At 37.8% G+C, this 25,504-nt stretch carries 25 protein-coding genes; all 25 read left to right on the top strand.

What is annotated here, in order from left to right:
- Positions 1 to 3 precede the first annotated feature (3 nt).
- The 25 genes from MFF31_RS06280 (at position 4) to MFF31_RS06160 (ending at position 24,794) form a co-directional block, all read left to right on the top strand.
- Positions 4 to 501 carry a flagellar protein FlgN gene (locus MFF31_RS06280; RefSeq protein ID WP_238187210.1) on the top strand — a complete coding sequence of 166 codons (498 nt, stop codon included), beginning with the start codon at positions 4 to 6 and terminating at the stop codon, positions 499 to 501.
- Positions 502 to 516: 15 nt separating this feature from the next.
- Positions 517 to 2,052: a flagellar hook-associated protein FlgK gene (gene flgK / locus MFF31_RS06275; RefSeq protein ID WP_238187209.1), complete on the top strand. Its 1,536-nt coding sequence runs from the start codon at positions 517 to 519 to the stop codon at positions 2,050 to 2,052.
- Between the two features lie 29 nt (positions 2,053 to 2,081).
- On the top strand, positions 2,082 to 2,999 hold the full coding sequence (gene flgL / locus MFF31_RS06270) for a flagellar hook-associated protein FlgL (protein ID WP_238187208.1): 918 nt from the start codon (positions 2,082 to 2,084) through the stop codon (positions 2,997 to 2,999).
- Position 3,000: 1 nt separating this feature from the next.
- The gene (locus MFF31_RS06265) at positions 3,001 to 3,576 is read left to right on the top strand and encodes a DUF6470 family protein (protein ID WP_238187207.1); all 576 of its coding nucleotides are present in this window, start codon (positions 3,001 to 3,003) and stop codon (positions 3,574 to 3,576) included.
- A gap of 95 nt (positions 3,577 to 3,671) precedes the next feature.
- Positions 3,672 to 4,118: a flagellar assembly protein FliW gene (fliW, locus tag MFF31_RS06260; protein ID WP_238187206.1), complete on the top strand. Its 447-nt coding sequence runs from the start codon at positions 3,672 to 3,674 to the stop codon at positions 4,116 to 4,118.
- 1 nt (position 4,119) lies between these two features.
- Positions 4,120 to 4,353, top strand: a complete 234-nt coding sequence (gene csrA, locus MFF31_RS06255; protein ID WP_238187205.1) for a carbon storage regulator CsrA — start codon at positions 4,120 to 4,122, stop codon at positions 4,351 to 4,353.
- Positions 4,354 to 4,463: 110 nt separating this feature from the next.
- Positions 4,464 to 5,258, top strand: coding sequence for a flagellin N-terminal helical domain-containing protein (locus MFF31_RS06250; protein WP_238187204.1), 795 nt, complete (start codon positions 4,464 to 4,466; stop codon positions 5,256 to 5,258).
- A gap of 99 nt (positions 5,259 to 5,357) precedes the next feature.
- Positions 5,358 to 5,705, top strand: a complete 348-nt coding sequence (locus tag MFF31_RS06245) for a flagellar protein FlaG (RefSeq protein ID WP_238187203.1) — start codon at positions 5,358 to 5,360, stop codon at positions 5,703 to 5,705.
- Between the two features lie 149 nt (positions 5,706 to 5,854).
- Entirely contained in the window at positions 5,855 to 6,649 is a 795-nt protein-coding gene (locus tag MFF31_RS06240; protein ID WP_238187202.1) for a flagellin N-terminal helical domain-containing protein, read from the top strand.
- Between the two features lie 139 nt (positions 6,650 to 6,788).
- Positions 6,789 to 7,136 carry a flagellar protein FlaG gene (locus tag MFF31_RS06235; RefSeq protein ID WP_238187201.1) on the top strand — a complete coding sequence of 116 codons (348 nt, stop codon included), beginning with the start codon at positions 6,789 to 6,791 and terminating at the stop codon, positions 7,134 to 7,136.
- 15 nt (positions 7,137 to 7,151) lie between these two features.
- Positions 7,152 to 8,606 (top strand): flagellar filament capping protein FliD, encoded by a 1,455-nt coding sequence (gene fliD / locus MFF31_RS06230; RefSeq protein ID WP_238187200.1) that lies wholly within the window; start codon positions 7,152 to 7,154, stop codon positions 8,604 to 8,606.
- A 17-nt stretch (positions 8,607 to 8,623) separates the two neighbouring features.
- The gene (gene fliS, locus MFF31_RS06225) at positions 8,624 to 9,022 is read left to right on the top strand and encodes a flagellar export chaperone FliS (protein ID WP_238187199.1); all 399 of its coding nucleotides are present in this window, start codon (positions 8,624 to 8,626) and stop codon (positions 9,020 to 9,022) included.
- Positions 8,979 to 9,350 carry a flagellar protein FliT gene (gene fliT, locus MFF31_RS06220; protein ID WP_238188596.1) on the top strand — a complete coding sequence of 124 codons (372 nt, stop codon included), beginning with the start codon at positions 8,979 to 8,981 and terminating at the stop codon, positions 9,348 to 9,350. The genes fliS and fliT overlap by 44 nt, the downstream gene beginning before the upstream one ends.
- Before the next feature lie 99 nt (positions 9,351 to 9,449).
- A complete protein-coding gene (locus tag MFF31_RS06215; RefSeq protein ID WP_238187198.1) occupies positions 9,450 to 11,705 on the top strand; it encodes a motility associated factor glycosyltransferase family protein in 2,256 nt (751 codons plus the stop codon).
- A gap of 112 nt (positions 11,706 to 11,817) precedes the next feature.
- Positions 11,818 to 14,070: a motility associated factor glycosyltransferase family protein gene (locus tag MFF31_RS06210; RefSeq protein WP_238187197.1), complete on the top strand. Its 2,253-nt coding sequence runs from the start codon at positions 11,818 to 11,820 to the stop codon at positions 14,068 to 14,070.
- A gap of 22 nt (positions 14,071 to 14,092) precedes the next feature.
- Positions 14,093 to 15,139 carry an SDR family NAD(P)-dependent oxidoreductase gene (locus MFF31_RS06205; protein ID WP_238187196.1) on the top strand — a complete coding sequence of 349 codons (1,047 nt, stop codon included), beginning with the start codon at positions 14,093 to 14,095 and terminating at the stop codon, positions 15,137 to 15,139.
- Entirely contained in the window at positions 15,136 to 15,867 is a 732-nt protein-coding gene (locus tag MFF31_RS06200) for a cytidylyltransferase domain-containing protein (RefSeq protein WP_238187195.1), read from the top strand. The genes MFF31_RS06205 and MFF31_RS06200 overlap by 4 nt, the downstream gene beginning before the upstream one ends.
- A gap of 20 nt (positions 15,868 to 15,887) precedes the next feature.
- On the top strand, positions 15,888 to 16,460 hold the full coding sequence (locus MFF31_RS06195; protein WP_238187194.1) for a GNAT family N-acetyltransferase: 573 nt from the start codon (positions 15,888 to 15,890) through the stop codon (positions 16,458 to 16,460).
- On the top strand, positions 16,453 to 18,345 hold the full coding sequence (locus tag MFF31_RS06190) for an NAD-dependent epimerase/dehydratase family protein (protein ID WP_238187193.1): 1,893 nt from the start codon (positions 16,453 to 16,455) through the stop codon (positions 18,343 to 18,345). Before MFF31_RS06195 ends, MFF31_RS06190 begins: the two co-directional genes overlap by 8 nt.
- Positions 18,346 to 18,542: 197 nt before the next feature.
- Positions 18,543 to 19,289, top strand: a complete 747-nt coding sequence (locus tag MFF31_RS06185) for a TylF/MycF/NovP-related O-methyltransferase (protein ID WP_238187192.1) — start codon at positions 18,543 to 18,545, stop codon at positions 19,287 to 19,289.
- Positions 19,290 to 19,331: 42 nt separating this feature from the next.
- Positions 19,332 to 20,012: an HAD family hydrolase gene (locus tag MFF31_RS06180; protein WP_238187191.1), complete on the top strand. Its 681-nt coding sequence runs from the start codon at positions 19,332 to 19,334 to the stop codon at positions 20,010 to 20,012.
- A 22-nt stretch (positions 20,013 to 20,034) separates the two neighbouring features.
- Complete coding sequence (gene pseI / locus MFF31_RS06175; RefSeq protein ID WP_238187190.1) at positions 20,035 to 21,087, top strand: pseudaminic acid synthase; 1,053 nt, start codon at positions 20,035 to 20,037, stop codon at positions 21,085 to 21,087.
- 28 nt (positions 21,088 to 21,115) lie between these two features.
- Positions 21,116 to 22,063, top strand: coding sequence for a dTDP-glucose 4,6-dehydratase (locus tag MFF31_RS06170; protein ID WP_238187189.1), 948 nt, complete (start codon positions 21,116 to 21,118; stop codon positions 22,061 to 22,063).
- 27 nt (positions 22,064 to 22,090) lie between these two features.
- Entirely contained in the window at positions 22,091 to 23,272 is a 1,182-nt protein-coding gene (pseC, locus tag MFF31_RS06165) for a UDP-4-amino-4,6-dideoxy-N-acetyl-beta-L-altrosamine transaminase (protein ID WP_238187188.1), read from the top strand.
- 610 nt (positions 23,273 to 23,882) lie between these two features.
- On the top strand, positions 23,883 to 24,794 hold the full coding sequence (locus tag MFF31_RS06160; RefSeq protein WP_238187187.1) for a discoidin domain-containing protein: 912 nt from the start codon (positions 23,883 to 23,885) through the stop codon (positions 24,792 to 24,794).
- Positions 24,795 to 25,504 lie beyond the last annotated feature (710 nt).

Here is a 25,504-nt window from a genome sequence, read left to right as displayed (position 1 = left end):
TGAATGTCGATTTCAAACATTACTGATATTCTTCAGCAGCAATTAAAGCTGTATGGTCGGTTACTGGAATGCGAAGAGATGAAGAAAGAAATGATTATAAATAATCAAGTAGTGGAGCTTAACGTTCTAACTCAAAAGCAAAAGCTATTGACAGCTAAAGCAGATGAGTTGGAAACAAGCAGGCTTCTGGCGACGGCAAAATATTTTAGAGACTCGGGCTTGCGAACTCGATCTGGAATTTTGTCTGATCTAATTAAATCAGTATATAACCCCGATGAAAAACAGCAACTAACGCGGTTATATGATGATTTATCAGCACTTCTGAAACGTTTAAAACAAACGAATGAAGTGAATCAACAATTGATTCAACAATCACTAGATTTCATTAACTTTTCTATCGGTTTAATGATAGAGGACCCGAATGAAGATATGACTTACCAACATCCGATGAATGGGATCTCCGCTAATAAAAGAAATACGTGGTATGACTCAAAGGCATGATAGGGAGATGAGAACATGAGATCAACATTCCATTCGCTTGAAACAGCGAAGCGCAGTATATTCACGCAGCAGGCGGCTATTAATACCGTCGGTCATAATATTTCTAATGCCAATACGGAAGGTTATTCCAGGCAGAAGGTTAATATGGTTGCAGCTCGTCCTATTGAAGCATACGGCATGAATCGTTCAAATTCAGCTGGACAGTTAGGGACAGGTGTTGAGTTTACATCAATCACACGGATAAGGAACGCATTTCTAGATTCGCAATACCGTGATCAGAATCATGGTGTTGGAAGTTTATCTATTCAGACTGATTCATTAAGTAAGTTGGAGGGTTATGTGAATGAGCCATCCGACACGGGCATTCGTGCTGTTCTAGAAAACTTTTGGAATTCGTGGTCGGATTTAAGCAAAGATCCTGAAAACGTCACTGGTCGTGAAATTTTACAGGAGAATGCAACGGCATTAGCTGATACTTTCAATGAGCTTAACCGTCAGTTAACTGACTTGCATGCTGATTTAACGTCTAATATTAATGTAAAGGTGACTGAGGCCAACTCTTTGCTTGGTACGATATCGTCATTGAATACGGAAATCAGAAAAATCGAATCGCTTGGCGATGATGCCAATGACCTGAGAGATCAACGTGATCTCATGACGGACAAACTATCGAAAATTGCCAATATAAATGTTTCCGAGACGGATCAGGGTTACAACATCTCAATGGGTAATGTCAATCTTGTTCAAGGCGGTACGGTTACCGAACTGACGGCTGCTGCAGTAGAATCTGCTCATGCTAATGGTACGCTGGTTGGTGGAGAAATGCACGGCATGATTGCATCTAGAGACAATTACGTAGCAGGTTTTCAAAAGCAGTTGGATACTCTAGCGAATACGCTTGCTAATGGAGAATTTCAAGTTACTGTACCAGCAGGCTGGGTGAAGCCGGGCACGACTACACCAACTACTGCAGATGAAGTAGTAACAGTTAAAGGTATTAACGGATTGCATAAATTAGGATACTCCCTAACTAATCCTGCAACTGCAGGAGAAGACTTCTTCACTTTCAAGGCGGGAGCTACTGGTATTACCGCGGGTAGTATTCAGCTAAACCCAACTATTGCGTCCGATGCAAACAAAATAGCTACTTCACTTCGAACTTCTACTGATGGAGCGGGTGTAACTACAGTTATCAAAGGGAACAACGGGCTTGCACTATTAATGTCAAAACTTAAAGATGTCAAAATAGCATTTGACGAAACGGCGAATGGCGGAGGTATTACATCTGCTACTGTATCGGATTTTTACGGAGCGGTTGTTGGTGCACTGGGTGTTCAGAGTCAGGAAGCAGGTCGCCTACACAAAAACAATCAAACCCAGCTTGATCAAGTGCAGGCCAGTCGACTATCTGTTAGCGGTGTTTCGTTAGATGAAGAGATGGCGGATCTTATTAAGTATCAATACGGATACAGTGCTTCTGCTAGGTTTATGACTACGTTTGATCAAATGTTAGAGAAATTGATTAATGGTACGGGTGTTGTAGGACGCTAGTTAGCAGCTATTAGAAGGGGGTAACTATTATGTCACTTCGTGTTACGCAAGGTATGATGCACTTGCAGCTAAATAGAAACTTAAATCGTAATATAACACAGATGTCGGAAATTCAGGAGCAAACGACAACTGGTAGAAAGATAAATAAACCGTCGGACGATCCAGTAGGGATGACTTATTCGATTAGATATCGCGCTGAGTTGGCGGGGAATTTACAATACCAGAAAAATGTCGATGCTGCTATGTCGTGGCTTGAATTCAACGATACTGTAGTTGACCAAGCAGGCAACGTATTGCATAAGATTAAAGAGCTGACTACTCAAGCAGCTACGGGTACAAATCCACAAATCGCTTTGGATAGTATCAAAAATGAGATTGAGCAATTGAAAAACCAGCTAATGGATATTGGTAATAGTAAACTTAATGGTAAATATGTGTTTAATGGCGAACAGTTTGATAAAATGCCATATGATGCTACTACACCTGGATTCGATGCCAAAAGTGTTGCAACAGATAGTGGATCGATCGAGTACGCAGTTGGTGTCAACGCTAAACTGGACATTAATTTTACTGGTGATCAATTATTCGGAGCTGCTGACCCAACTGGTACCGGCAAAAATATTTTCTCAGTGCTGGATCGTTTAATGACATCGCTCAGTTCAGGGAATCAAAGTGGAATTAAAGCAGAAATTTCAAACATTGACGCAGGTATGGATCGAATGCTGAATGTGAGATCTGAAATCGGGGCGCGTGTTAATCGGGTGGAGTTAATGCAAAACCGCCTTGCAGATTTAGAAATTAATTTAACAGACATGAAATCGAAAACAGAGGATGCTGATTACGAGAAACTGCTTATCAGTTCCCAAATCAACGAAAATATTTACCAAGCTTCACTTGCAGTAGGGTCGAAGGTTATTAAACAATCGCTTGTCGATTACCTGAGATAATATGAAGCTACCCCAGATTCAAATTCATTCAACTCCCGCGAAGATTGGTATGAAGACGGAGCAAGGACAATTTGATATTAGGCAATCCCGAGCGGTCCTTGATATTACTTCTAAACCAGCGGTTATAGATATTAAGACAACTCAACCTGTTGTTATAATCGATCAGTCCAAAACGTGGGACGCTTTAAATGGCGGAAAGCCAGAAGCATTTTGGAACCGAATCTACAACCAGTTCGGACAATATGCGCAGCAAGCGATCGATCAAACAGTTGCTGATTATAATCAAATAGGCAATATCTTATATGGTGGCAATCCAATTGCTGATGTAGCCACTGCAAGTCAATCACGAGAGGCAATTCCGCTTCAGGTTTTCGGAGAGGCTGCCTATGCAGGGAATGTAACTTACCAGGCAATGTTACAGAGACCTGAAATTAATGTTACACCGGGATCGGTAAGTATTAATGTTCAGCCTAATAATAATCCTCAGATTGAATATAAGCGTGGAAGCGTTTCGACCTACATGGAACAGTATCCATCTGTACAAGTTACAGCTCCGGCGATTGATTTGAGTTTGTAGATGAGAGAGAATAAAGTAATGAGAAAGCTATGGAATCGAGTCGCGATCCTATAGCTTTTTGTTTTAATGAAATATAAAGATGGAGTGTGATAGCGTTGATTATTGAAACGACTCGATTTGGCAGATTTGAATATGAGGAATCCAGTATTATTACTTTTCAAAATGGAATTCCAGGTTTTAAAAATCTTGTGAAATATATATTAGTAGCGATAGAAGAAAGCCCGTTTAATTATTTACAATCTATTGAGGATGGCAGTGTTACTTTTATTGTAGTTTCTCCTTTTGAGTTTTTTGGACTATATGAATTTGATTTACCGGAGCATATTAAATTTGATTTGGACATTCATGCTGAACAAAAAGTGAAGGTTATGAGCATCGTTAGTATTCAAGGCGACTTAGCAAAGGCGACAATTAATCTCTCTGCCCCTATTATTATTAATGAAATGAATAATTACGGTGTACAATATATATTAGCAGACAGCACGTATTCCGTGAGGCAACCTCTGTTTTCGAAAAACGAAAATCAGGATGGAGGAAAGTAAGATGTTAGTTTTGACGAGAAAGATAGGCGAATCCATATTAATTGGCGATAATATCGAGCTGAGCATTTTGGAGGTTAATGGAGAAGTCGTTAAACTTGGGATTACTGCTCCTAAAGAGATCGGTATATTACGTAAGGAACTTTATTCTTCAGTAGAGGAAATGAACAAAACAGCAGAACAGTCGCATATGGATGCAGATACTTTGAAAAATCAAATAAATATAATGAAAAAGTAAAACCAGCTATTAACTTACATACAATCTTGTCGATATACATAATAGGGCTATTATAAATAGCCTACCACATGGATGTGGGACTAAATCACAATTTCAGGGAGGAAATAACAATGCGTATTAATCACAACATTACAGCTTTGAACACACACCGTAACATGGGTCTTAACAACGCTGCAGCAGGTAAAGGTATGGAGAAACTTTCTTCAGGTCTTCGTATTAACCGTGCGGCTGACGATGCTGCAGGTCTTGCAGTATCCGAAAAAATGCGCGGTCAAATCCGTGGTCTTGAGCAAGCTCAAAAGAACGTTCAAGACGGAATTTCTTTCGTACAAACAGCTGAGGGCGCAATGAATGAAGTTAGCTCCATGTTGGGCCGTATTAAAGAGCTTGTTGTTCAAAAAGCGACTGGTACTTACTCAACATCCGATAAGGGTAACATCGATCTTGAGCTAACAGAACTAACTTCGCAAATCGACAGCATTATGACGTCGACAACGTTTAACGGAATCAAGATCAATGCTGCTGCGGGTGTTAAAATTCAAGCAGATGACAGCAAACAACAGATTACTATTTCAGGTGTTGTGCAAACTGATTTTGTTAATAAAGCGTCTGCGTTTAAAGCTGCTGCAACAACAGCTGCTCTTACTAGTATCGAAACTGCGATTAAAGCTGTTTCTACGCAACGCGCTACACTTGGTGCTAAACAAAACCGTTTGGAGTACACTTCGAACAACCTCGGTACAACTGTTGAGAACCTAACTGCTTCTGAATCACGTATTCGTGATACAGATATGGCTAGCGAAATGGTTAAGCTTACGAAGAACAACATTCTTCTTCAAGCTTCCCAGTCGATGCTTGCACAAGCAAACTCACAGCCGCAAGGCGTATTGTCCTTGCTTCGTTAATTTCTGGTATTTCAGTAAGAGATCTTGGAGTATCCAAGGTCTCTTTTCTTTAACTATATATGCTATTAGTCGGATCATAATAATTGAGGTGGGATAACGATGATGAATATTTCATCAGTCAACACCACGACAGGATATTTAACTGACAGAGACACAAACATCGGGTCGCGGACTGAATCACCAGTAGATAATAAAAATAAAAAAGCAATAAATGATTCCCTAGATCGACCGCAGTTGAAAAGAAGTCTAGAACGTATATTACAAGCCATTCAAGGGCCAGAAACATCCGTTGAAAGATCTATTCATAAGGAAACGAATCAGGTTGTATATAAAATTAAAGATAAAACGAGTGGAGAAGTGATTAGGCAGTTCCCGGAGGAAAAATTGTTAGATGCAGCTGCTAGGCTTATCGAATTAACTGGGATGATAATTGACGAAAAAGTATAGAAAGGAAGGAGTAACCAAATAAATATAATGAAAAAGCGAACTCAACTATAAATTTATCTGAAATCCTGTCGATATACCTAATAGGGTTATTATAAATAGCCTACCACATGGATGTGGGACTAAATCACAATTTCAGGGAGGAAATAACAATGCGTATTAATCACAACATTACAGCTTTGAACACACACCGTAACATGGGTCTTAACAACGCTGCAGCAGGTAAAGGTATGGAGAAACTTTCTTCAGGTCTTCGTATTAACCGTGCGGCTGACGATGCTGCAGGTCTTGCAGTATCCGAAAAAATGCGCGGTCAAATCCGTGGTCTTGAGCAAGCGCAAAAGAACGTTCAAGACGGAATCTCCTTCGTACAAACAGCTGAGGGCGCAATGAACGAAGTTAGCTCCATGTTGGGTCGTATTAAAGAGCTTGTTGTTCAAAAAGCGACTGGTACTTACTCAACATCCGATAAGGGGAACATCGATCTTGAGCTAACAGAACTAACTTCGCAAATCGACAGCATTATGACGTCGACAACATTTAACGGAATCAAGATTAATAGTACTTCTGGTGTTAAAATTCAAGCAGATGACAGCAAACAACAGATTACTATCGCAGGGGTTAAGCAATCAGCATTTGTTGGTCAAGCAACGAAATTTAAAGCTTCAGCAACAACTACTGCACTTGCAGATATTGAAACTGCAATTAAAGCTGTTTCTACGCAACGTGCAACACTGGGTGCTAAACAAAACCGTTTGGAGTACACTTCGAACAACCTTGGCACAACTGTTGAGAATCTAACAGCATCTGAATCACGTATCCGTGATACAGATATGGCTAGTGAAATGGTTAAGCTTACGAAGAACAACATTCTTCTTCAAGCTTCTCAATCGATGCTTGCACAAGCAAACTCACAGCCGCAAGGCGTATTGTCCTTGCTTCGTTAATTCTCGGTATTTCAGAAAGAGATCTTGGAGTATCCAAGGTCTCTTTTCTTTAACTATATAAAAATATACATTTTTCCTCTAGATGGGACTAACAAAGATACGCTATTAGTCCGATAATAATAATTGAGGTGGGATAACGATGATGAATATTTCATCAGTCAACACCACGACAGGGTATATAACAGACAGACACACAAACATCGGGTCGCGGATTGAATCACTAGTCGATAATAAAGAAGAAAAAGCAATAAATGATTCCCTTGATCGACCGCAATTGAAAAGAAGTCTAGAACGTATATTACAAGCCATACAAGGTCCAGAAACATCAGTTGAAAGATCTATTCATAAGGAATCGAATCAGGTTGTTTATAAAATTAAAGATAAAATAAGCGGAGAAGTAATTAGGCAGTTCCCGGAAGAAAAATTATTGGATGCTGCTGCTAGGCTTATCGAATTAACCGGGATGATGATCGACGAAAAAGTATAGGAAGGAGTTTATAAAATGAGACTTTCTGGATTGGCTTCAGGTATGGATGTTGATGCGATGGTTAAGAAGCTTATGAAAGCTCGTGAATCGTCTTATGACAAGATGGTCAAGAACCGAACTAGGGCGGAATGGAAACAAGAAGATTATCGTGCAATAAGTACGAAGATAGTTGATTTTCGTAACAATAAGATTCTCGCTTATAACAACTCTAATGTAATCAGTGCAAAAACGGCGCAAATAAGCGGTGATACGAACGCATTGACTATAAATAAAACAAATTCTAGTGCGGCAGGAAATTTAGCTGTAAACGTTACAAAGATTGCGACTGCTGCAAATGATGTATACACTTTTTCTAACCCTACAAACACGTTAGAGCAGCTTGGATTTATAGTGGAAACGGAAATGGTGGGAGGTGTTCCTACGCCTACAAATAATGTCTCAGCTATGATTAATGGTAAAAAGATTACAGTAGCGAAAGATGCTAAGTTGGCTGACTTAGCAGCGGCTATTAATGCTAATAGTGGTACATTAAAAGCTACTGCAGTATTTGATGCGAGTGGTAAACTATCGCTGGCAGCAACCCAAACAGGTGCAGCCGGATTAAACGTAGCCGGTATGCCGAATATAGGCGTCACAAAAACGACGATAACTGCAGGGGCAGACGCAAGTGTTACGGTCAATGGTATTGACTATACAAGCAAAAATAATCAGTTCTCAGTTAATGGCTTTGAATTTACAGTGAAGGCTCAGACGATAGCGGGTAGCCCCTCAATAATCAGTGCGCAACAAGATAACAATAAAATTGTTGACACAATCAAGTCATTTATTGCAGATTACAATAGTTTAATGGGTGCTATAAATTCAGAGCTTGCAGAAGTGAAAAGTCGCGATTTCACCCCATTATCGAGCGATGAGAAAAAAGCAATGACTGATGATGATATTAAACGTTGGGAAGAAAAAGCTCGTAATGGATCATTACGGAATGATAATACACTGACTAAGCTGGCGTCAGAGCTTAGACTTGCTGCGGTTTCATTAATTGGCGGTATTAAAGATGAGGCAGGAAACAGTATCTCGATAGGAATCACAACGGGGAGCTATACCGAGAAGGGTAAGCTCATTCTCGACGAGAAGAAGCTCAGAGCAGCGTTGGATACTGATTCGGATAAAGTTACAAGTCTGTTCATGGATAATAGTAAAGGCGTTTTCAGATCAATGTCTAATTCTAGTATGAGTGCATTAACAGATCTCTCGAAAAAAGCAGGAACCTCTCTTGTTAGTACTGATTTAACGGGAAATTTTCGTTCAGATTCAATACTAAGTAAGGAAATCGCTGAGATGAAAGGACGTGAGCGTGCTATGCTGAGGCGCCTCAGTATGATTGAGCAACAATATTACAAAAAATTTACTGCAATGGAAACTGCAATTAACAAGTTTAATGCGCAAGCGGGATCCTTGAAGAGTTTATAAGTAAAGGGGTGTAGAATTTGGTAAACTCACCATATCAAATTTACAAGCAATCTTCCGTTCAGACAGCGAATGGTGGAAAGTTGATCATTATGCTTTATGAGGGAGCAGTTCGTTTTACAAGGTTAGGTATTGATGCTGTTCATAAACGTAACTATGAAGCGGCGAATACAAATTTCTTAAAGGCGCAAGCCGTTATTAATGAATTAGCAGCATCACTCAATTTCGACTATGCTATATCAAATGATTTAGTCAGAATATATGATTACATGTTACATTGTTTGATACAGGCGAATATGAAGAAAGATGCAACAATTGCTGAGGAAGTTGTTACACATTTGCTGGAGATGTTGGAATCATGGAAGCAAATTTCCAATGGAGCAACGGGAAACCAACATATTGCAGTGGATTCAATTTGATATGGATGAGAATATCACACACTTATTGAACGAAACTAAGCGGATGATTGAACGAATCGATATGATTGATGAAGATGATCTCAATGAGTTGCTCGAGCTTCGTGATGATGTAATCAGTAAGCTTAGTAGCATTAGTCCACTGTCGTTAGACGAGAAAGAGATGCTACAGGAAATCAGGCAGTATGATAATGCAATCATAGGTCGAATGGAATTTCTAAAAGAAGAAGCATCTCAAGGGCTTGCTAAGCTTAAAGCGTCACAGATGCAAAAGAACATGTATGAGCAATTATCTCCATCGGAAAGTTACTTTATCGATCGGAAGGAATAGCGAAAAGCTGTTGGGTATTTTTTCCTGACAGCTTTTCTTATTATCTATTTTAAATATACCGATATAATATTTAAGTAATGTCATAAGGGTGGTGCAATAATGAATATAGCGGTTGAAGAGATATTTGAAACGATAGAAGAAATTAAGGGATTTTTACCAAGACTACGGAAAGCTTGTGAATCAACTGCTGAATTATTTTATGATGGAATGACGGAAGAATCCTGGGGTGTGTTCCATCAGGTTATAGCTGGATTAGATGACTTGTATACGTCGTTGTATGGTATAGATAAAGGGTTATTGGATGCAAACATTGATTTTGGTATACAACCTATTATAAGTCATGCTGTTGTGGAGATGGAGAGTAGATTTTCTTCTCTGAATGATTATATAGGTAATGATATGCATGTTGCAGTTGGGGATATTATGAAGTACGAATTTATATCTATTATTCAGTCCCTTTCTATTAGCTTCGGAGAAAAAAGGGAAGTTAGTATACAGAGATTTAAAAAAAATAGTACTTACCTAAAGTTATCACATCCTGATGCCTTAAATAAGATAGAGGGAATTACAAGGGACATTGTGAATTATCAGTTAATACCTGCTAAGGATGGAACAGCAAATATATATATTAGGAATAAAAAAGGGCATTCGAAACCACTATATAGTCTGTTTAACCCTTTAAACGAAGCCAAGTGTTGGGCTGAAGCTACGGCGAGTACAGTGGAAGGAATTCAGCATATTCTCGTGTATGGTCTAGGATTGGGGCATCACTTATCAGCATTTTCCAGACGGTGCCCTAATATGAAAGTACATCTGATTGAGCCGGATGAGCAGGTATTGCTTGCTGCAATGTATGCAGTGGAATTGGAATTACTATTCGAAGCAGCGAATGTTCAAGAGCTGGTTGTTGGTGTTGATAAAAGTAGAATAGAAGGGATTGTAAAGGGATTTTATTATGTTAATGACAACAAGGTCAGTAATATAGATATTCCGATGTATAATCAATTGTATTACGATCAAAAGGTTGAATTTAAAGATATAGTGCACCAAGAGGCTTGGAGCTATATTGTTAATATAGCCACGATGAAATTTTCAGGATTACAGCATACTAAAAATATTTTATATAATCTCTCGTCCAACCTGAATACTCCTTCACTATCAAATAAATATCAAGTATTAAGCGAGATGTCTGCTGTCATTGTAGGTGCCGGACCGTCATTAGAAAAGGATGTTGAAGTATTAAAACGATTAAGGGATTATGTTGTAATTATTGCAGCAGGCTCAGCTATTCAATCATTGCAGCATTTTGGCATTACTCCTCATCTAGTCGTGTCAATGGATGGAGGAGAAAGTAATTACGATGCGTTTAAACATATCGATCGAAGCAATATTCCTTTCGTTTATCTTCCGCAAATCGAGTATCGAATTGTTGATCGACAATTAAATAATACAATGCATGCGTTTCTAGTGGGTGATACGATAACATCTTATTTAATGGGAGAGCATGAAACAGATCCTATTTTTGAACCTACTTACTCAGTTACTGGAACAGCTATTCAAATTGCTGCTTACTTGGGCTGCAAAGAAATTATTTTTACGGGGCAGGATCTTTCTTATCCCACTGAGAGTATGTATGCTCCTGGAGCTAAGCATGTAAGTGAAGAAACGAAAATGGTTACTGTTACGAAGTCAGATAAGTATGTAGAAAATGTACAGAGCGGGAAAAATAAAACGGATATGAAAATGCAGACTACGTTAGGCAATATTGAAGAACAAATTGAAAAAACTCGTAATGTGACTTTTATAAATGCCAGTCAATTGGGAGCGAAGATAGAGCATACTCGCTTTGAACCGTTGAAAAGTGTTCTGGATCGATTGAGTAGTCAGCAAGAGGTAGGAGAACGGATCAAACAATTATTAAGTGTTCAAGGTGAATGTCATGATAGTTCAAGACAAGCTAAGGTTGAAGGAAGATTAAGAGAACTCCCTCAATTAGTTGAAGATATTGACACTGTTATAAAGAAAGTAAAGGAACGTCTGAATACATTGCTTGGTCTTAGTTGTACTAATCCGGATAAATGTTTGGAATCTATGGCGGATATTGAAGACCAGTGGGGTTTAATCGTAAGTGATAAAATATTTACAATCATATATGCATATGCAATTGGAGGGGACATACATGAATTTGACAGAAAGTTACCTAAGTTAGCAGATGAAAAGAATATTGAAAATAAGGCGAAGTTGTTCGTTGAAATACTGGGTACGCTAATCGATAAAATGGCAGACATAAATGTTCATTTACTAGAATACATTGATGAATCGATAATGAGAATAGATAGATTAAATCAAGCGTAATCATTGTATTGGTAATAATTACAAAAACCCGTTAGAGGTATTTCTAACGGGTTTTTATTATGTTTTTAAGAATGAAGTCCGATATATAGAGTAGGTGTAAGGAGGGGATTGAATGATGGATCAACAAATAGCAGAAATGAACATGGTTTTTGCAGATATAAAATTGTTTTTACCGCAATTAATTGAGGCTTGCACCCAAATCTCTGATGATATATTGGATCCATTAACTAGCTCGGGATGGGAACATTTCGGTGAAGTCATTGAAGGTATAAATGATCTTTATAAAACGCTAGTTAATGTTAACGACTATATGAACGGATTAGGATTTAAGGTTGCTGTACAACCAAGTATAGAACTGACATGTAAGGAACTTAAAGAGACGTTTCAAGCTATGAATGCTTGTATGGATAAAGAAGATTATATAGGTGCTAGTGATTATATGATCTTTGAATTAGTGCCGTTATTTGAGCAATTAGCTGTTGAGTTGGGATGGGATAGACAAGCACTTGATCAACGGTTTCTAAACAATGTTGAGTATCTGAAGCTTAATAAACCGATGCTATATCAACAAATAAGTTTAGTAGAGAGAAATCGTCATAGCCATCAAATTGTATATAGTAAAAATGGTGACGCGAACCTTTATATCGATTTAAATGAACAAGAGCAAATATACCTGTATAGTAGGTATAATCCTGCTCAAGAAGTTGAGCGGTGGTGCAGCAAACAATCTGTTGGAGCAGAGGGGAGAACAACTAGTCTCTTTTTCTACGGATTTGGATTTGGATATCATATCGAACGTTATGCTGCTTTGTATCCGGAACAGAGAATATACATTTATGAACCTGATGTGCAAATACTACTGGCAGCAATGGAAGTTGTTGATCTTAAGAGAGTATTTGAACAATGTAAAGTTGTAGATTTTGTTGTTGGTGTAAGCAAGGGACGAATAGAGAAGATGTTTTATAGTTTCGCAAGATATGCAAAGGGTGCTCCGCAGTTCTATTCACTGACTGTATATGATTCTATTGGTAAGGAAAATAAAGAAGAATTTTTTAAAGATGCAGCAAAGGCTATTGCTACTTATAACAGTTCCCTTGCAAACACTGAAAAATTCAGCATGGAATGGGTGCGAAATAGCTTATATAATCTAAATACTACTTTAACAAAACCATCTCTTGCAGGCTTATGTAATAAATTTAGTGGAATGACAGCTATTATTATTGGAGCAGGTCCTTCATTAGAGGCGGATATTGGAACGTTAAAGAAGCTTGAAAATCACTCATTTCTAATTGCTGCAGGGTCGGCAATTCAGTCGTTGCTTCATTATGGTATAAAACCACATCTTATTGTATCTATTGATGGGGGAGAACCGAACTATAATGTTTTTAAGAACATAGATATCGGGGAAATTCCATTATTATACGCTCCTATGATTCAGTATCAAATTATTGATGAGAATCACGGTAACCTGTTGCATTCTTTTTTAGATAACGATTGTACAATGGATTATGTTATGGGCTTGAGCAAAGAGGAACCACGTTTTTCCTCTACCCTCTCAGTTACGGGGACTGCAGTACAAGCAGCGATTTATATGGGATGCAATACAATTGTATTTACGGGACAAGATCTATCGTTTCCAAATAATAGTGTATACGCGTTAGGCGCACAACACATATCTGAAGCGATCTTGAACGCTACTATTGATAGTGCAAATCTGGTAGTTGAAAATGTAAAAGGCGGCATCAATCGTTCCAATTATCAAATGGAACAGACATTAGCCGATATTGAGGGTTTAATTAAAGATAAAGCGGATATACGATTTATTAATTCATCAAGTAAAGGTGCTAAAATCAGACATACTGTTTTTCAGCCGTTAGAGGAAGTGTTAGGTTTCCTATTAAATACAGAAGTATCACCAACATTTTTTATTGAAGAATTGGAACAGTTACAAGGCTATGGTGAGATGCGAGTTTCACTAATTAAATCTCGTATGTTGCAATTATCAAATGAAATAATTTCGATTGATGAACGATTAAATATAATAGATAAGCAATTTAATGATTTAAAAATAGTATGTAAAAATAATTCTAATAAAGGGCTGAAGATGTTCCAATCAATTGATGCAAATTGGAAGCTCACGGTGCAAAGCGATTCATTTAAGAGTCTATACGTTAAAGTTTGTAGAAATGAACTGCTAGAATTTGAACGGGACCTGCCGGAGTTTGCGGGTGAATCTAATTTAATTAAGAAGGCTGAGCTTGCTATTCAGATCATGCAACCTATAGTTCGAACTATGATAGGTAAAACACCAGAGCTAAAAAATATAATGAAAGTGGCATTCAGTAGATTATTTCAAGAAAAATAATGTTATGTATGGAGGGATAACAATGGAAGGTTACTTCAAAAACAAGAAAGTGCTTATCATCGGTGGTACAGGCACGATCGGACAATCTCTCCTTAATACAATTTTGCAGGATGGGCCAGACGTTGTTCGAATCTTTAGTCGAGACGAGCATAAGCAATTCGAGATGCAGCAACAAATGAGACATCAATCCAATATTCGATTTCTAATTGGTGACGTTAGAGATTATGAGCGTGTCAGGAGAGCCATGCAGGATATCGACTATGTATTCCATGTTGCTGCTATGAAGCATGTTCCTTCTTGTGAATATAATCCTTTCGAAGCGGTACAGACAAATATTATAGGGACACAAAATGTTATTCAAGCTTCTCTTGATTGTGGAGTAAAGAAGACGGTTTTTACAAGCACGGATAAGGCTATATCACCAACAAATACATATGGTGCATCTAAACTTATGGCAGAGCGACTAATTGCAGCAGCTCAATATTATGGTAGTGCGGGAAAAACGATATTTGCAGCTGTTCGTTTCGGTAATGTAATGGGATCGAGAGGTTCGGTCATCCCTCTATTTGAGCGCCAAATCATTGAAAAATCAAGAATAACGATTACTGATAGAAATATGAGTCGCTTTATGATGACCCTAAAACAAGCGACAGAATTGACAATTGAAGCTTTAATGAAGGCACAAGGTGGAGAAATATTTGTTCTAAAGATGCCTGTTATTCGATTGCAGGATCTAGCTGAGTGTGTAGTGCAAGAGGTGGCAAAACGTATCGGTATAAACCCGCACAGTATTGCTATGGATGAAATTGGTTTGCGACCAGGCGAAAAAATGTACGAAGAACTAATGACTCAGGAAGAGGCAGCCCATGCGCTTGAGTTTAATAGGATGTTTTTGATCCCCAATTCATTTGTTGGTCAAAGATTGTATTTACATGCTAATCCTGCAAAGGTAAAAAGTTATAGTTCTCATAATGATTCGGCAATTTCCAAAACACAAGTTAGTGAAATACTAGCTGATAACAATCTTATAAAAACGAGCATAAACAGTAAAGAGTGGACTAGCGTATGAAGATTGTAGCGATTGTTCAAGCAAGAATGAACTCTACCCGATTGCCAAGGAAGGTTTTAATGAAATTGGGCAACAAAACGGTATTATCTCATTGTATAGAGCGTTTAAAGAAGGTTACGTTGATAGATGAAATAGTTATAGCAACTACGACAAACAAAGCTGATGAAGTAATAGTAGCGGAAGCGATAAAATTAAACGTTTCCTATTATCGTGGTAGTGAAGAAAATGTTCTCTCACGATATTACGAAGCAGCAAAGCAAGCAAAAGCGGACGTAATTGTACGTATTACTTCTGATTGCCCCATAGTTGATCCAGATTTAACTAATGAAGTTATTCAATATTTTATAGATCAGAATGTTGATTATGTAAGCAATTCTTATATTCGTACGTTCCCAAGAGGACTGGATACAGAAGTGTTTTCAATGATGGCGTTGGAAGAAGCATACACACTAGCTGATTCACCAATCCAATTTGAACATGTTACACCATTTATTTATCAAAACCCTCAAATGTTTAGATTGGCTTTTTATACCCATGAGACCGATTACTCACATCATCGGTGGACTTTGGATACAGAAGAGGATTATCAGCTATTACAAGAGATTATGAACTACTTTCAAGCTGATGAGTATGTTTTTGATTGGAAGAGGGTTATTGGATTCATAGATCAGAACCCATATCTATTACAACTCAATGCTCATATTGAACAGAAAAAACTAGGTGAATGAGAGAATAAGGTGGCAGAGTAATGTATAAAAAATTAATAAAACAGGAACAGCATTTTTACGATTATTCAATTACACCGTTGAGGTCAGAAGATGTTCTATTTATTAAACAGTGGCGTAATGAACAAATGGATGTTCTACGGCAAAAAAAATGGATAACCGATGAGGATCAGCTTAATTATTACTCGAAAGTAGTTGTGCCTACGTTCACTGAAGAAGAGCCGCGAATGATGCTATTCAGTTATATGTCGAATGGAAGTTTAATCGGATATGGTGGATTGACAAATATTGATTGGGATAATAAGCGAGCTGAAATATCATATTTAGTTAATACCAATAGAAGTTATGAGTCTAATAAAGAAATATATATAAATGATTTTGGGAGTTTTTTAGAAATTATTAAATATATTTCTTTTCATGAAATAGGTTTAAATCGATTATATACAGAAACGTTCAATATTCGTGAATTGCACATATCGATTTTAGAAAAGCATGGATTCAAGTATGAAGGAGCTATGCGTCAACATGTCAACATTAATGGCAATTTTGTAGATTCGTTGTTACATGGGTGCTTAAGGGGGGAAGTTCATGTTTAATAATACAAAAGTGTTCGTAACAGGTGGGGCTGGTGTCATTGGAACATCACTTGTGAACAAATTGTTAGAACAGGGTGCGATCATATTAGTTGGTGATCTGAAAGAAAGACCTGCCAATTTGCCAGCGGCTGTGCTTTATAGACAAGGGGATCTGAATTATATTACAAAAGAGGAGCTAGTTCACTTTGCTCCTGAATTTGTGTTTCATCTTGCAGCTACCTTTGAACGTTCTGTTGAGACGGCTGAATTTTGGGAGGAAAACAATCAACATAATGTGAAATTGAGCCATCACATCATGTCTGTTTTAAAGGACATATCTTCAGTTAAGCAAGTTGTTTTTGCTTCTAGCTATTTAATTTACAATCCAGAGCTATATAACTTTAACGCTCCTGCGAAAGCTCCATACCTACTCACAGAAGAAGCTCCTGTCTATCCAAGAAATTTATGTGGAGCAGCGAAACTATTGCATGAAATTGAATTGAGATTCCTTTCAGAAATGCAAAAATTCAAAACAGTTTATGCGAGAATTTATAGAGTTTATGGTAAGGATTCTAAAGATATTATATCCAGATGGATTCGTGCTCTATTAAATAATGAAGAGATACAAGTGTTTCGCAAAGAAGGAATGTTTGATTACATATATGCAGAGGATGTAGCAGAGGGACTATTGCAACTTGCTGGCAACGGGGTAGAAGGTATTGTCAACTTGGGGAATGGTAATGCAAGAAGGGTAGAGGAAATAATTGAAATTTTGAAGGGCTATTTCCCTAACATGAAATTTGTTGAGGCAGACAGTTCTATTTTATATGAAGCAAGCCAAGCTGACATGGCTAAGTTCAGTAATATAACTGGTTGGCATCCTGAAAGACAGCTAGAGGATACCATCCCTGAATTGATACAATATTATTCCTATCAGAATAATAAAAAAGCGGAACTTAAAGTTGAATCGCTCCTTATTACGAGTGTTTCCAAAAAAGTGCCACTCGTTAAATCTGTACGTCAGGCTATTATGAAATTGGGCACACCTATTCGAATAATAGGTGCAGATAGTAACTCTAAGGCTATTGCCCGTCAATTTGTGGATCATTTTTGGTTAATGCCAAACCTTGCTGATCTAACAGTAGATACGTTAATTCAATACTGTATCGAAAACAATGTGAAATATATTATTCCCACTCGTGATGGGGAATTAAAATATTTTGCAGATCACAAGCTGAAGTTACTAGAAAATAATATCAGAGTATTTGTGTCAGAACCAGAAGTTATAGCTATGTGCCTGGATAAGCTTGCATTCTACGAAAAATCAAAAGAGTGGAGTACATATGCTATTCCGGCATTTAATCATATTCCAACGTCAAGTGAAGAGCTTCATGTCGTAAAGGAGAGGTATGGGGCAGGATCTGTAAGCATCGGACTAGCATTGGATCGTACGCAGGCTCTAAAACATGCCAAAACACTGAAGGAGCCAATTTTTCAACCGTATATTGAAGGTGTCGAATATAGCGCAGATATATTTTTAAATAAAGACTCGATAAGCAAAGGTGTCATTTTAAGAGTAAGGGACTATATTGTAAATGGCGAATCACAAATAACATATACTGTACGGGATGAGTCTATGGAACGAATGATTGCAGCGTTTGCTGAGCAAATTGGACTGACAGGACATGCAGTACTACAGTACATTGTTGATGCCGACGGCAAGTGTCATATTATCGAATGTAATCCCCGTGTTGGTGGTGCATCTAAGTTAAGTTTAGAAATGGGTCTTGATAGTATATATTGGTTCTTACTTGAATCGAGGGGTAGTTCTATTCATTCGTATCCATTCTTACGTAGCTCAGAAGAAAAAAAGTTGGTTCGTTATGCGGAAGATTTGATTATTTAACGAATGAATTTGTGGTTAAAGAGGGCATCGAAGGATTATCACAACAATGTTTGGCGTATGACAGTAAAAAACTACTTAAATCGTGCGATAGTTGAACATGGATTAGATAGGCAGATTATTGATTTCTTGCAAATACAAAATAATAATAATGATTTAGTTCATTGTAAGGATAGATTTAAATAAGGAGGATTAAGGCTATGGAAGAAATAAAGGTACTAGGTAATTCCAATCAACAAGAAAAGACAAGAAAAAGCGAATTTATAGAACTACTCAAAAATACGCCTATCCCAGATAATGAATTTCTCGATAATATGGGCCTATATTTGAGGAGGCAAACACTGTCTAGAATTATTTTCATGCAACAATTATATTCTCAAATCATAGATGTACATGGTGTCGTAATGGAGTTTGGCGTACGATGGGGTCAAAATATGGCTCTGTTCCAATCATTTAGAGGAATGTATGAGCCATATAATTACAACAGAAAGATTATTGGCTTTGATACCTTTGAAGGCTTTCCGGAAATAGACTCAAAAGATGGTAGCAAATCAAGTGTCGGTGACTACGCAGTTACTGAATCTTATGAGCAGTATTTGGATACTGTGTTATCCTACCATGAATTAGATAGCCCCATTTCTCATATGAAAAAATACGAGATTGTTAAAGGTGATGCTACCCTGACAATCGATTCCTATCTTGCTGAACATCCAGAGACAATTATTGCCTTTGCATATTTTGATTTTGATCTGTATAAGCCTACAAAAAAATGCTTGGAAGCTATAAAAAGTCATGTAACAAAAGGTAGTATTATTGCGTTCGATGAATTGAATTATTCCGGGTTTCCGGGAGAAACGATAGCTTTGAAAGAGGTATTTGGACTAGATAAGTATAAAATTCGCCGTAGTCCGTTAAATCCTCTTTGTTCTTATATAATCATTGAATAATAATAAAGCCAATTCGTATTTGTATAATGGAGGAATATATAGATGGCTGTGGTCGTATTCGATATGGACGACACTTTGTATGATGAAATGACTTATGTGCAAAGTGGTTTTTCAGCCGTCGCTGAATTTTTATCTAATGGTTATGGGATATCAAGTGAAGATGCGATAATGGTTATGAATAATGAACTGATGGATAACGGTCGGGGGCAGGTATTCGATAGTGTCCTAAAGCATTTTAACATTTGGAGTAAATATATTGTTTTGAAATGTCTTGCTGTTTATCGAACGCATACGCCTGACATTAGATTGCTAGACGACGCTTTGGAGTGTCTCTCATTACTAATGCCGGACTATCCGATGTATCTAGTTACAGACGGAAACAAAATGGTCCAAAATATGAAAGTTAAGGCTCTGGGAATTGAGCAGTATATGAAATATTGCTTTATTACCCACAGATATGGAATTCGTCATTCAAAACCATCACCCTATGTCTTTCATAAAATAGCTGATCGAGAAAAAGTAGATTTCAATCGTGTTATGTATATAGGTGATAATCCCAATAAAGATTTTGTTGGAATAAAAAAACTCGGGTTCAAGACGATAAGAATTATGAGGGGAAGTTTTGTTAATATTGAGAGACCCCCAGAATATGAAGCCGATTATAGGATTCATTCACTAAGGGAGTTAACCCCAAAATTAATTTCAAATATGATTGGTCATTGACACTATTGAAGTGAGGTGCATTATGAACGAAATAAAAATTGGTAATTATATAATAGGTCCAGGGCACCGTCCATTTGTTATTGCTGAAATGTCTGGAAACCATAATCAATCACTAGACAGAGCATTGAAAATTGTCGATGCTGCCGCAGATGCTGGTGTGCAAGCGTTAAAACTACAGACATATACAGCAGATACGATGACTTTAAATATCCACTCTGGCGATTTCTTTATAGATGATGCGAATAACATGTGGAAAGGGTCTTCTCTCTATGATTTATACGAGCAGGCTTACACACCATGGGAATGGCATAAACCAATATTTAATCGATGTAAGGAACGGGGAATTGTTGCGTTCAGTACTCCGTTTGACGAAACGGCTGTAGACTTTTTAGAAACGTTAGATGTACCAGCTTATAAGATAGCATCTTTTGAAAATACAGACATTCCATTAATTAAAAAAGTGGCTTCTACGGGAAAGCCCCTCATCATTTCCACAGGAATGGCTACTATTGCTGAACTTGATGATTCAGTGAGAGCAGCTAGAGATGCTGGATGCCAACAATTAATTTTATTAAAGTGTACAAGCACGTACCCTTCAACTCCTGAAAATACGAATATAGTAACGATTCCGCATTTAAAAGAGCTGTTTGGATGCCAAGTAGGGATATCAGACCATACATTGGGGATAGGGGTATCTGTAGCTAGTGTAGCTCTTGGCGGCACAGTTATAGAAAAACATTTTACATTGGATCGTTATGATGGGGGTGTAGATTCAACCTTCTCCATGGAGCCAGCAGAAATGAGTTCACTAGTTATAGAAGCGGAAAGAGCATGGCAATCACTTGGGAAAATTACATATGGTCCTACTGTTAAGGAACAAGCCTCTCTTAAGCATAGACGTTCCTTATATCTCGGAGAGAACATGAAGGCTGGAGAAATATTGACCAAAGAAAATGTGAGAATTATCCGACCAGGAAAAGGACTATCGCCTAAGTACTTTGAAACGATACTGGGAGCAAGGTTGAAGCAGGATACTGCTAAAGGCACTCCGCTGGACTGGAACTTGCTGATCTAATTCAATGAAGAGAATGGAGACTACCTAAATGAATATCCTACTTACCGGAGGAGCAGGCTTTATCGGACGTTGGGTGATGAAGAAACTGCTTGATGACGGTCATAATGTTTGGATCTTAGATGATTTGTCGAACGGTCGTGTTGAAAATATTGCTGAATTTCAAGATCGTGGGGGATTTCGCGCGTTCATCAAAGGAACTATATTGGACGAACAATTGCTAGAAGAGCTATTTAATAGCAAAGCTTTTGACATTTGCTACCACCTAGGTGCTTCTATCAACGTACAAGATTCCATAGACGATCCTCGTACCACGTTCAATAATGATACCATTGGTACTTTTAATATAATGGAGCACTGTCGTAAACATTCAGTTAAAGTGGTATTTATGAGTACTTGCATGGTTTATGATCAATGTACAGATGAGCAAGGAATAACAGAACAACATCCAATTAAGCCTGCTTCTCCGTATGCTGGATCGAAGATAGCAGCTGAGAACATGGTATTATCCTATTATTATGCTTATGGTCTTCCAACAGTAGTGATTAGACCATTTAATACATATGGTCCATATCAGAAAACGGGCGGTGAGGGTGGCGTAGTAGCAATCTTCATCAAAAATAAATTGAACGGTAAAGATTTAAACATTTATGGTACGGGCACTCAAACACGTGATCTGCTATATGTCGAAGACTGTGCAAGGTTTGTCGTCGAAGCGGGTTATTCAGATAAAGTTAACGGTGAGACTGTGAATGCCGGATTAGGTAGAGATATTTCAATTAATGAGCTTGCTAAACTGATAGTAGAAGATGAAAATCGCATTCATCATATCGAACATATCCATCCGCAAAGCGAAATTCAGAAGCTACTTTGTAATTCGAGCAAAGCAAAAGAACTATTAGACTGGTCACCAGTGGTTACTCTCGAAGAAGGTATTCGTCGTACTGAGCAATGGATTGCATCAACTAATCTAATTTAGCCAATTTAGCAAGGATGGTGCAAAGCTATGAAAGAGTCAATAGAACAGACAAGAAGCACGATGCTGCCGTATGGCAAACAATGGATAGATGAAGATGATATCGCGGCTGTCGTTCAAGTGCTGCAAAGTGATTTTATTACGCAAGGCCCAGCAATTGAACGGTTTGAGCGAAAGGTAGCAGATTATGTAGGAGCTATGTATGCAGTCGCGTTTTGTAATGGCACAGCTGCTTTACATGGAGCATCATTCGCGGCTGGTATTGGCCCTGGCGATGAAGTTATTACAACGCCAATTACGTTCCTTGCAAGCAGCAACTGCGTGTTATATACAGGGGGCAAGCCAGTTTTCGCCGATATTGATTCAGAAACCTATAATATAGATCCAAATGACATTGAGCGGAAAATTACGAAGCAAACTAAAGCAATTATTGCTGTCGATTTCACAGGGCAGCCTGCAGAAATTGACAAAATCGAACGAATTGCACGTAAACATAACTTGTTGGTCATTCATGATGCTGCTCATTCGTTGGGTGCTTCCTATGAAAATCGTATGGTTGGTAGTTATGGAGATATGACCATGTTCAGCTTTCATCCAGTTAAGCATGTGACAACTGGGGAAGGTGGTGTAATAGTAACGAATGATGCTGCACTATTTGAACGGTTACGTTTGTTCCGAAATCATGGAATGACTCGGGATTCTCATAACATGACTCGCAATGATGGTCCTTGGTATTATGAAATGACTGACTTAGGATACAATTACCGGATGACTGATATGCAGGCTGCACTGGGCTTCTCTCAGATGGACAAGTTGGATAGCTTTATTGAACGACGTCGCCAGATAGCAGCTCAATACAACAAGGCTTTGATAGATATGCCTGGTCTTGTACTACCATACCAGCATCCTGATACTTCTTCTAGTTGGCATTTATATGTTGTCCGCTGGGATGAGAGTTGCTTCTCGGTAGGACGCAATCAAATTTTCAACGATTTGCGTGCAGAGAATATCGGCGTTAACGTTCACTACATTCCAGTGTACAAACAACCTTATTATTCTAAATTAGGTTATGAAGACAATCAGTGCGCTGAAGCTGAAGTGTACTATAATACGGCTATTTCGTTGCCTATATTTCCTTTGATGAGTGAACAGGATCAGGATGATGTTATTCATGCAGTGACTAAGATTTATAATAGGTATAGAATAAAATAGCATTCTATTTTTGATCACGTCGTTTAACAAACAGACTATCACTTGGTTATAAGCGACCAATGGAATAGTCTGTTTTTTATTTCTAATCACTAGCGTTGCATTAATGTTATCTGAATCTTAACGTTATTCTGCTATTTATTGAACCGAGTACAAAAAAATCCTTTACAATAGATATGGTAGGTAGCCCTGTCCATAATTCATCGAAAAGGATCATCTCATGGACAAGCATCCACTATTATCTTAATTTCGTAAATGGTTAGCGCCAATATGCACGAGAACGTTCACAGATCGAGTCTCTGAAACCCAGCAAGATAAATATGCAAAAAATTTAACGACATCAGCGTACCGACGAGAAACAATGGACTGGCTTCTAGCCCTTTTAATTAATTACTTAAGTGAACACTTTTACATAATTAACCCAAATGGAACGAGCTACCTTTATTAGGCGTCTGGGTTTTGAATATGCTAACCTTGAATATTCATCTGAATTTTCAGACATATAGATTATTTCGCTTTAATGCAACGCTAGTGATAAATACTATTACAAATAATTACTCTTATACCGATAGAGTAAGTTGTATTATAAACTATTCTATAGGAGTGTATTTATTTGAAAAAAGTAATTGTATTGTTGTTAAGTGCTGCATTACTAATCGGTTCTGTTTTTATGGTGGGAGCATCTTCTCCATCGATTTCTGCTGAAAAGTATTCAGAAAATGTAATTCCGATCATGACTTCTAATAGTGCTCCATTGGGAATTGCATCGGCAAGTAATAGTTATAGCGATGGTTTATCAGCATGGAAAGCTTTTGATGGAAATAAGTTTTATAGTACTGAAAACACCTCATATACAGCATGGGGAACAGGTGCAACCAAAGGGTGGCTAGCGTATGAATTTTCTGAACCCAAAATAATATCTAAATATGTTATCTACTTTGGTTCTAGTAAATCGAACAATACTAACCTGTCAATGAATCCCAAAAATTGGACATTTGAAGGATCTAATAATGGAACTGAATGGACGACTCTAGATACTCAGACTAACGTCAGTGACTGGGAGTTGAACGTGCATAAAGAGTTTAGCTTTGCGAACGAGACTTTGTATAAAAAGTACAGAATAAATATCGCTGCTAATAACGGAGCGACAAGCCTTGATGTGAATTTAACTATTCATGAATTTGGAATGATGGAGAAAATTGGTGGTGCGGAACCTTCACCTATCCCAACTCCTACATCTAGTCCAATGCCAACACCAACGCCAACATCGGTACCTGAATCTGGGAATCGAGCGATCCTTATTATAACTATGGATAACGGATTAGAGAAAGAGTTTGACCTACCTATTGAAGATGTTAACGCATTTATGATTTGGTACGAGAATAAAGAAACTGGTACTGGTTCGGCGAAGTTCGGGATTAATAAATATGATAATAATAAAGGGCCATTCAAGAAAAGAACTGACTATGTTATCTTTGATAAGATACTTACATTTGAAGTAAACGAGTACGATTTGATTAAGTGACGGATATGAGATGAGTTGCAAGGTGGACTCATCTTTTTTGTTGTATCAAAATAGGGATAGATATACTGTTTTGAATTGTGATCTGGAAGAGTTGGAAAAAAGTCGAGTTTTGATCAATTCATACCTATGGGGTAGTTGCAACGAAATTAGGAGAGATAGGATTACTTGTATCTGATCCTTCACATTCAGTTAGTTTCCTTTAACTCTCAATTATAATATAAAAATTTACATAATATAAGAATGTAATTTATTGAAATTACTTTGTATAACAGGCATATTACATAAAGGGAGACTCATTGGTTGACGAAATTGCTGTGGCAGCTCTACACCGAGTGGTTGCATCGAGTGAAACAAAAGCCAATTCGAAAACCCCTAGGAGTACGACGAGAAACAATGCACTGGCTTCCAGCTCTTTTTAATTAATTACTTAAGTGAACACTTTTACATAATTAACCTAACTGGAACGAGCTACCTTTATAAGGGGTCTGTTTTTTTGAATTTGCTAATTTTGAATATTCATCTGAATTTTAGACATTAAATCATTTCGCTTTAATGCAACGCTAGTGATTTCAACACCAAACTTTTCATCCCCTATCCCCGCATACTCAATCAAAATGTAATTCCCTCCAATTACAAAAGCACAATTACATTATCTTGGACACTGTGCAGTCACTTTTTGAAACGGTCGCTCATAAGTATATAGTGGTTTC

Origin of the sequence: Paenibacillus sp. L3-i20, from assembly GCF_022180385.2 — a bacterium.
GTDB lineage: Bacteria > Bacillota > Bacilli > Paenibacillales > Paenibacillaceae > Pristimantibacillus.
The sequence above is the reverse complement of the archived record's forward strand: the minus strand, read 5'-3'. Positions and strand labels throughout refer to the sequence as shown.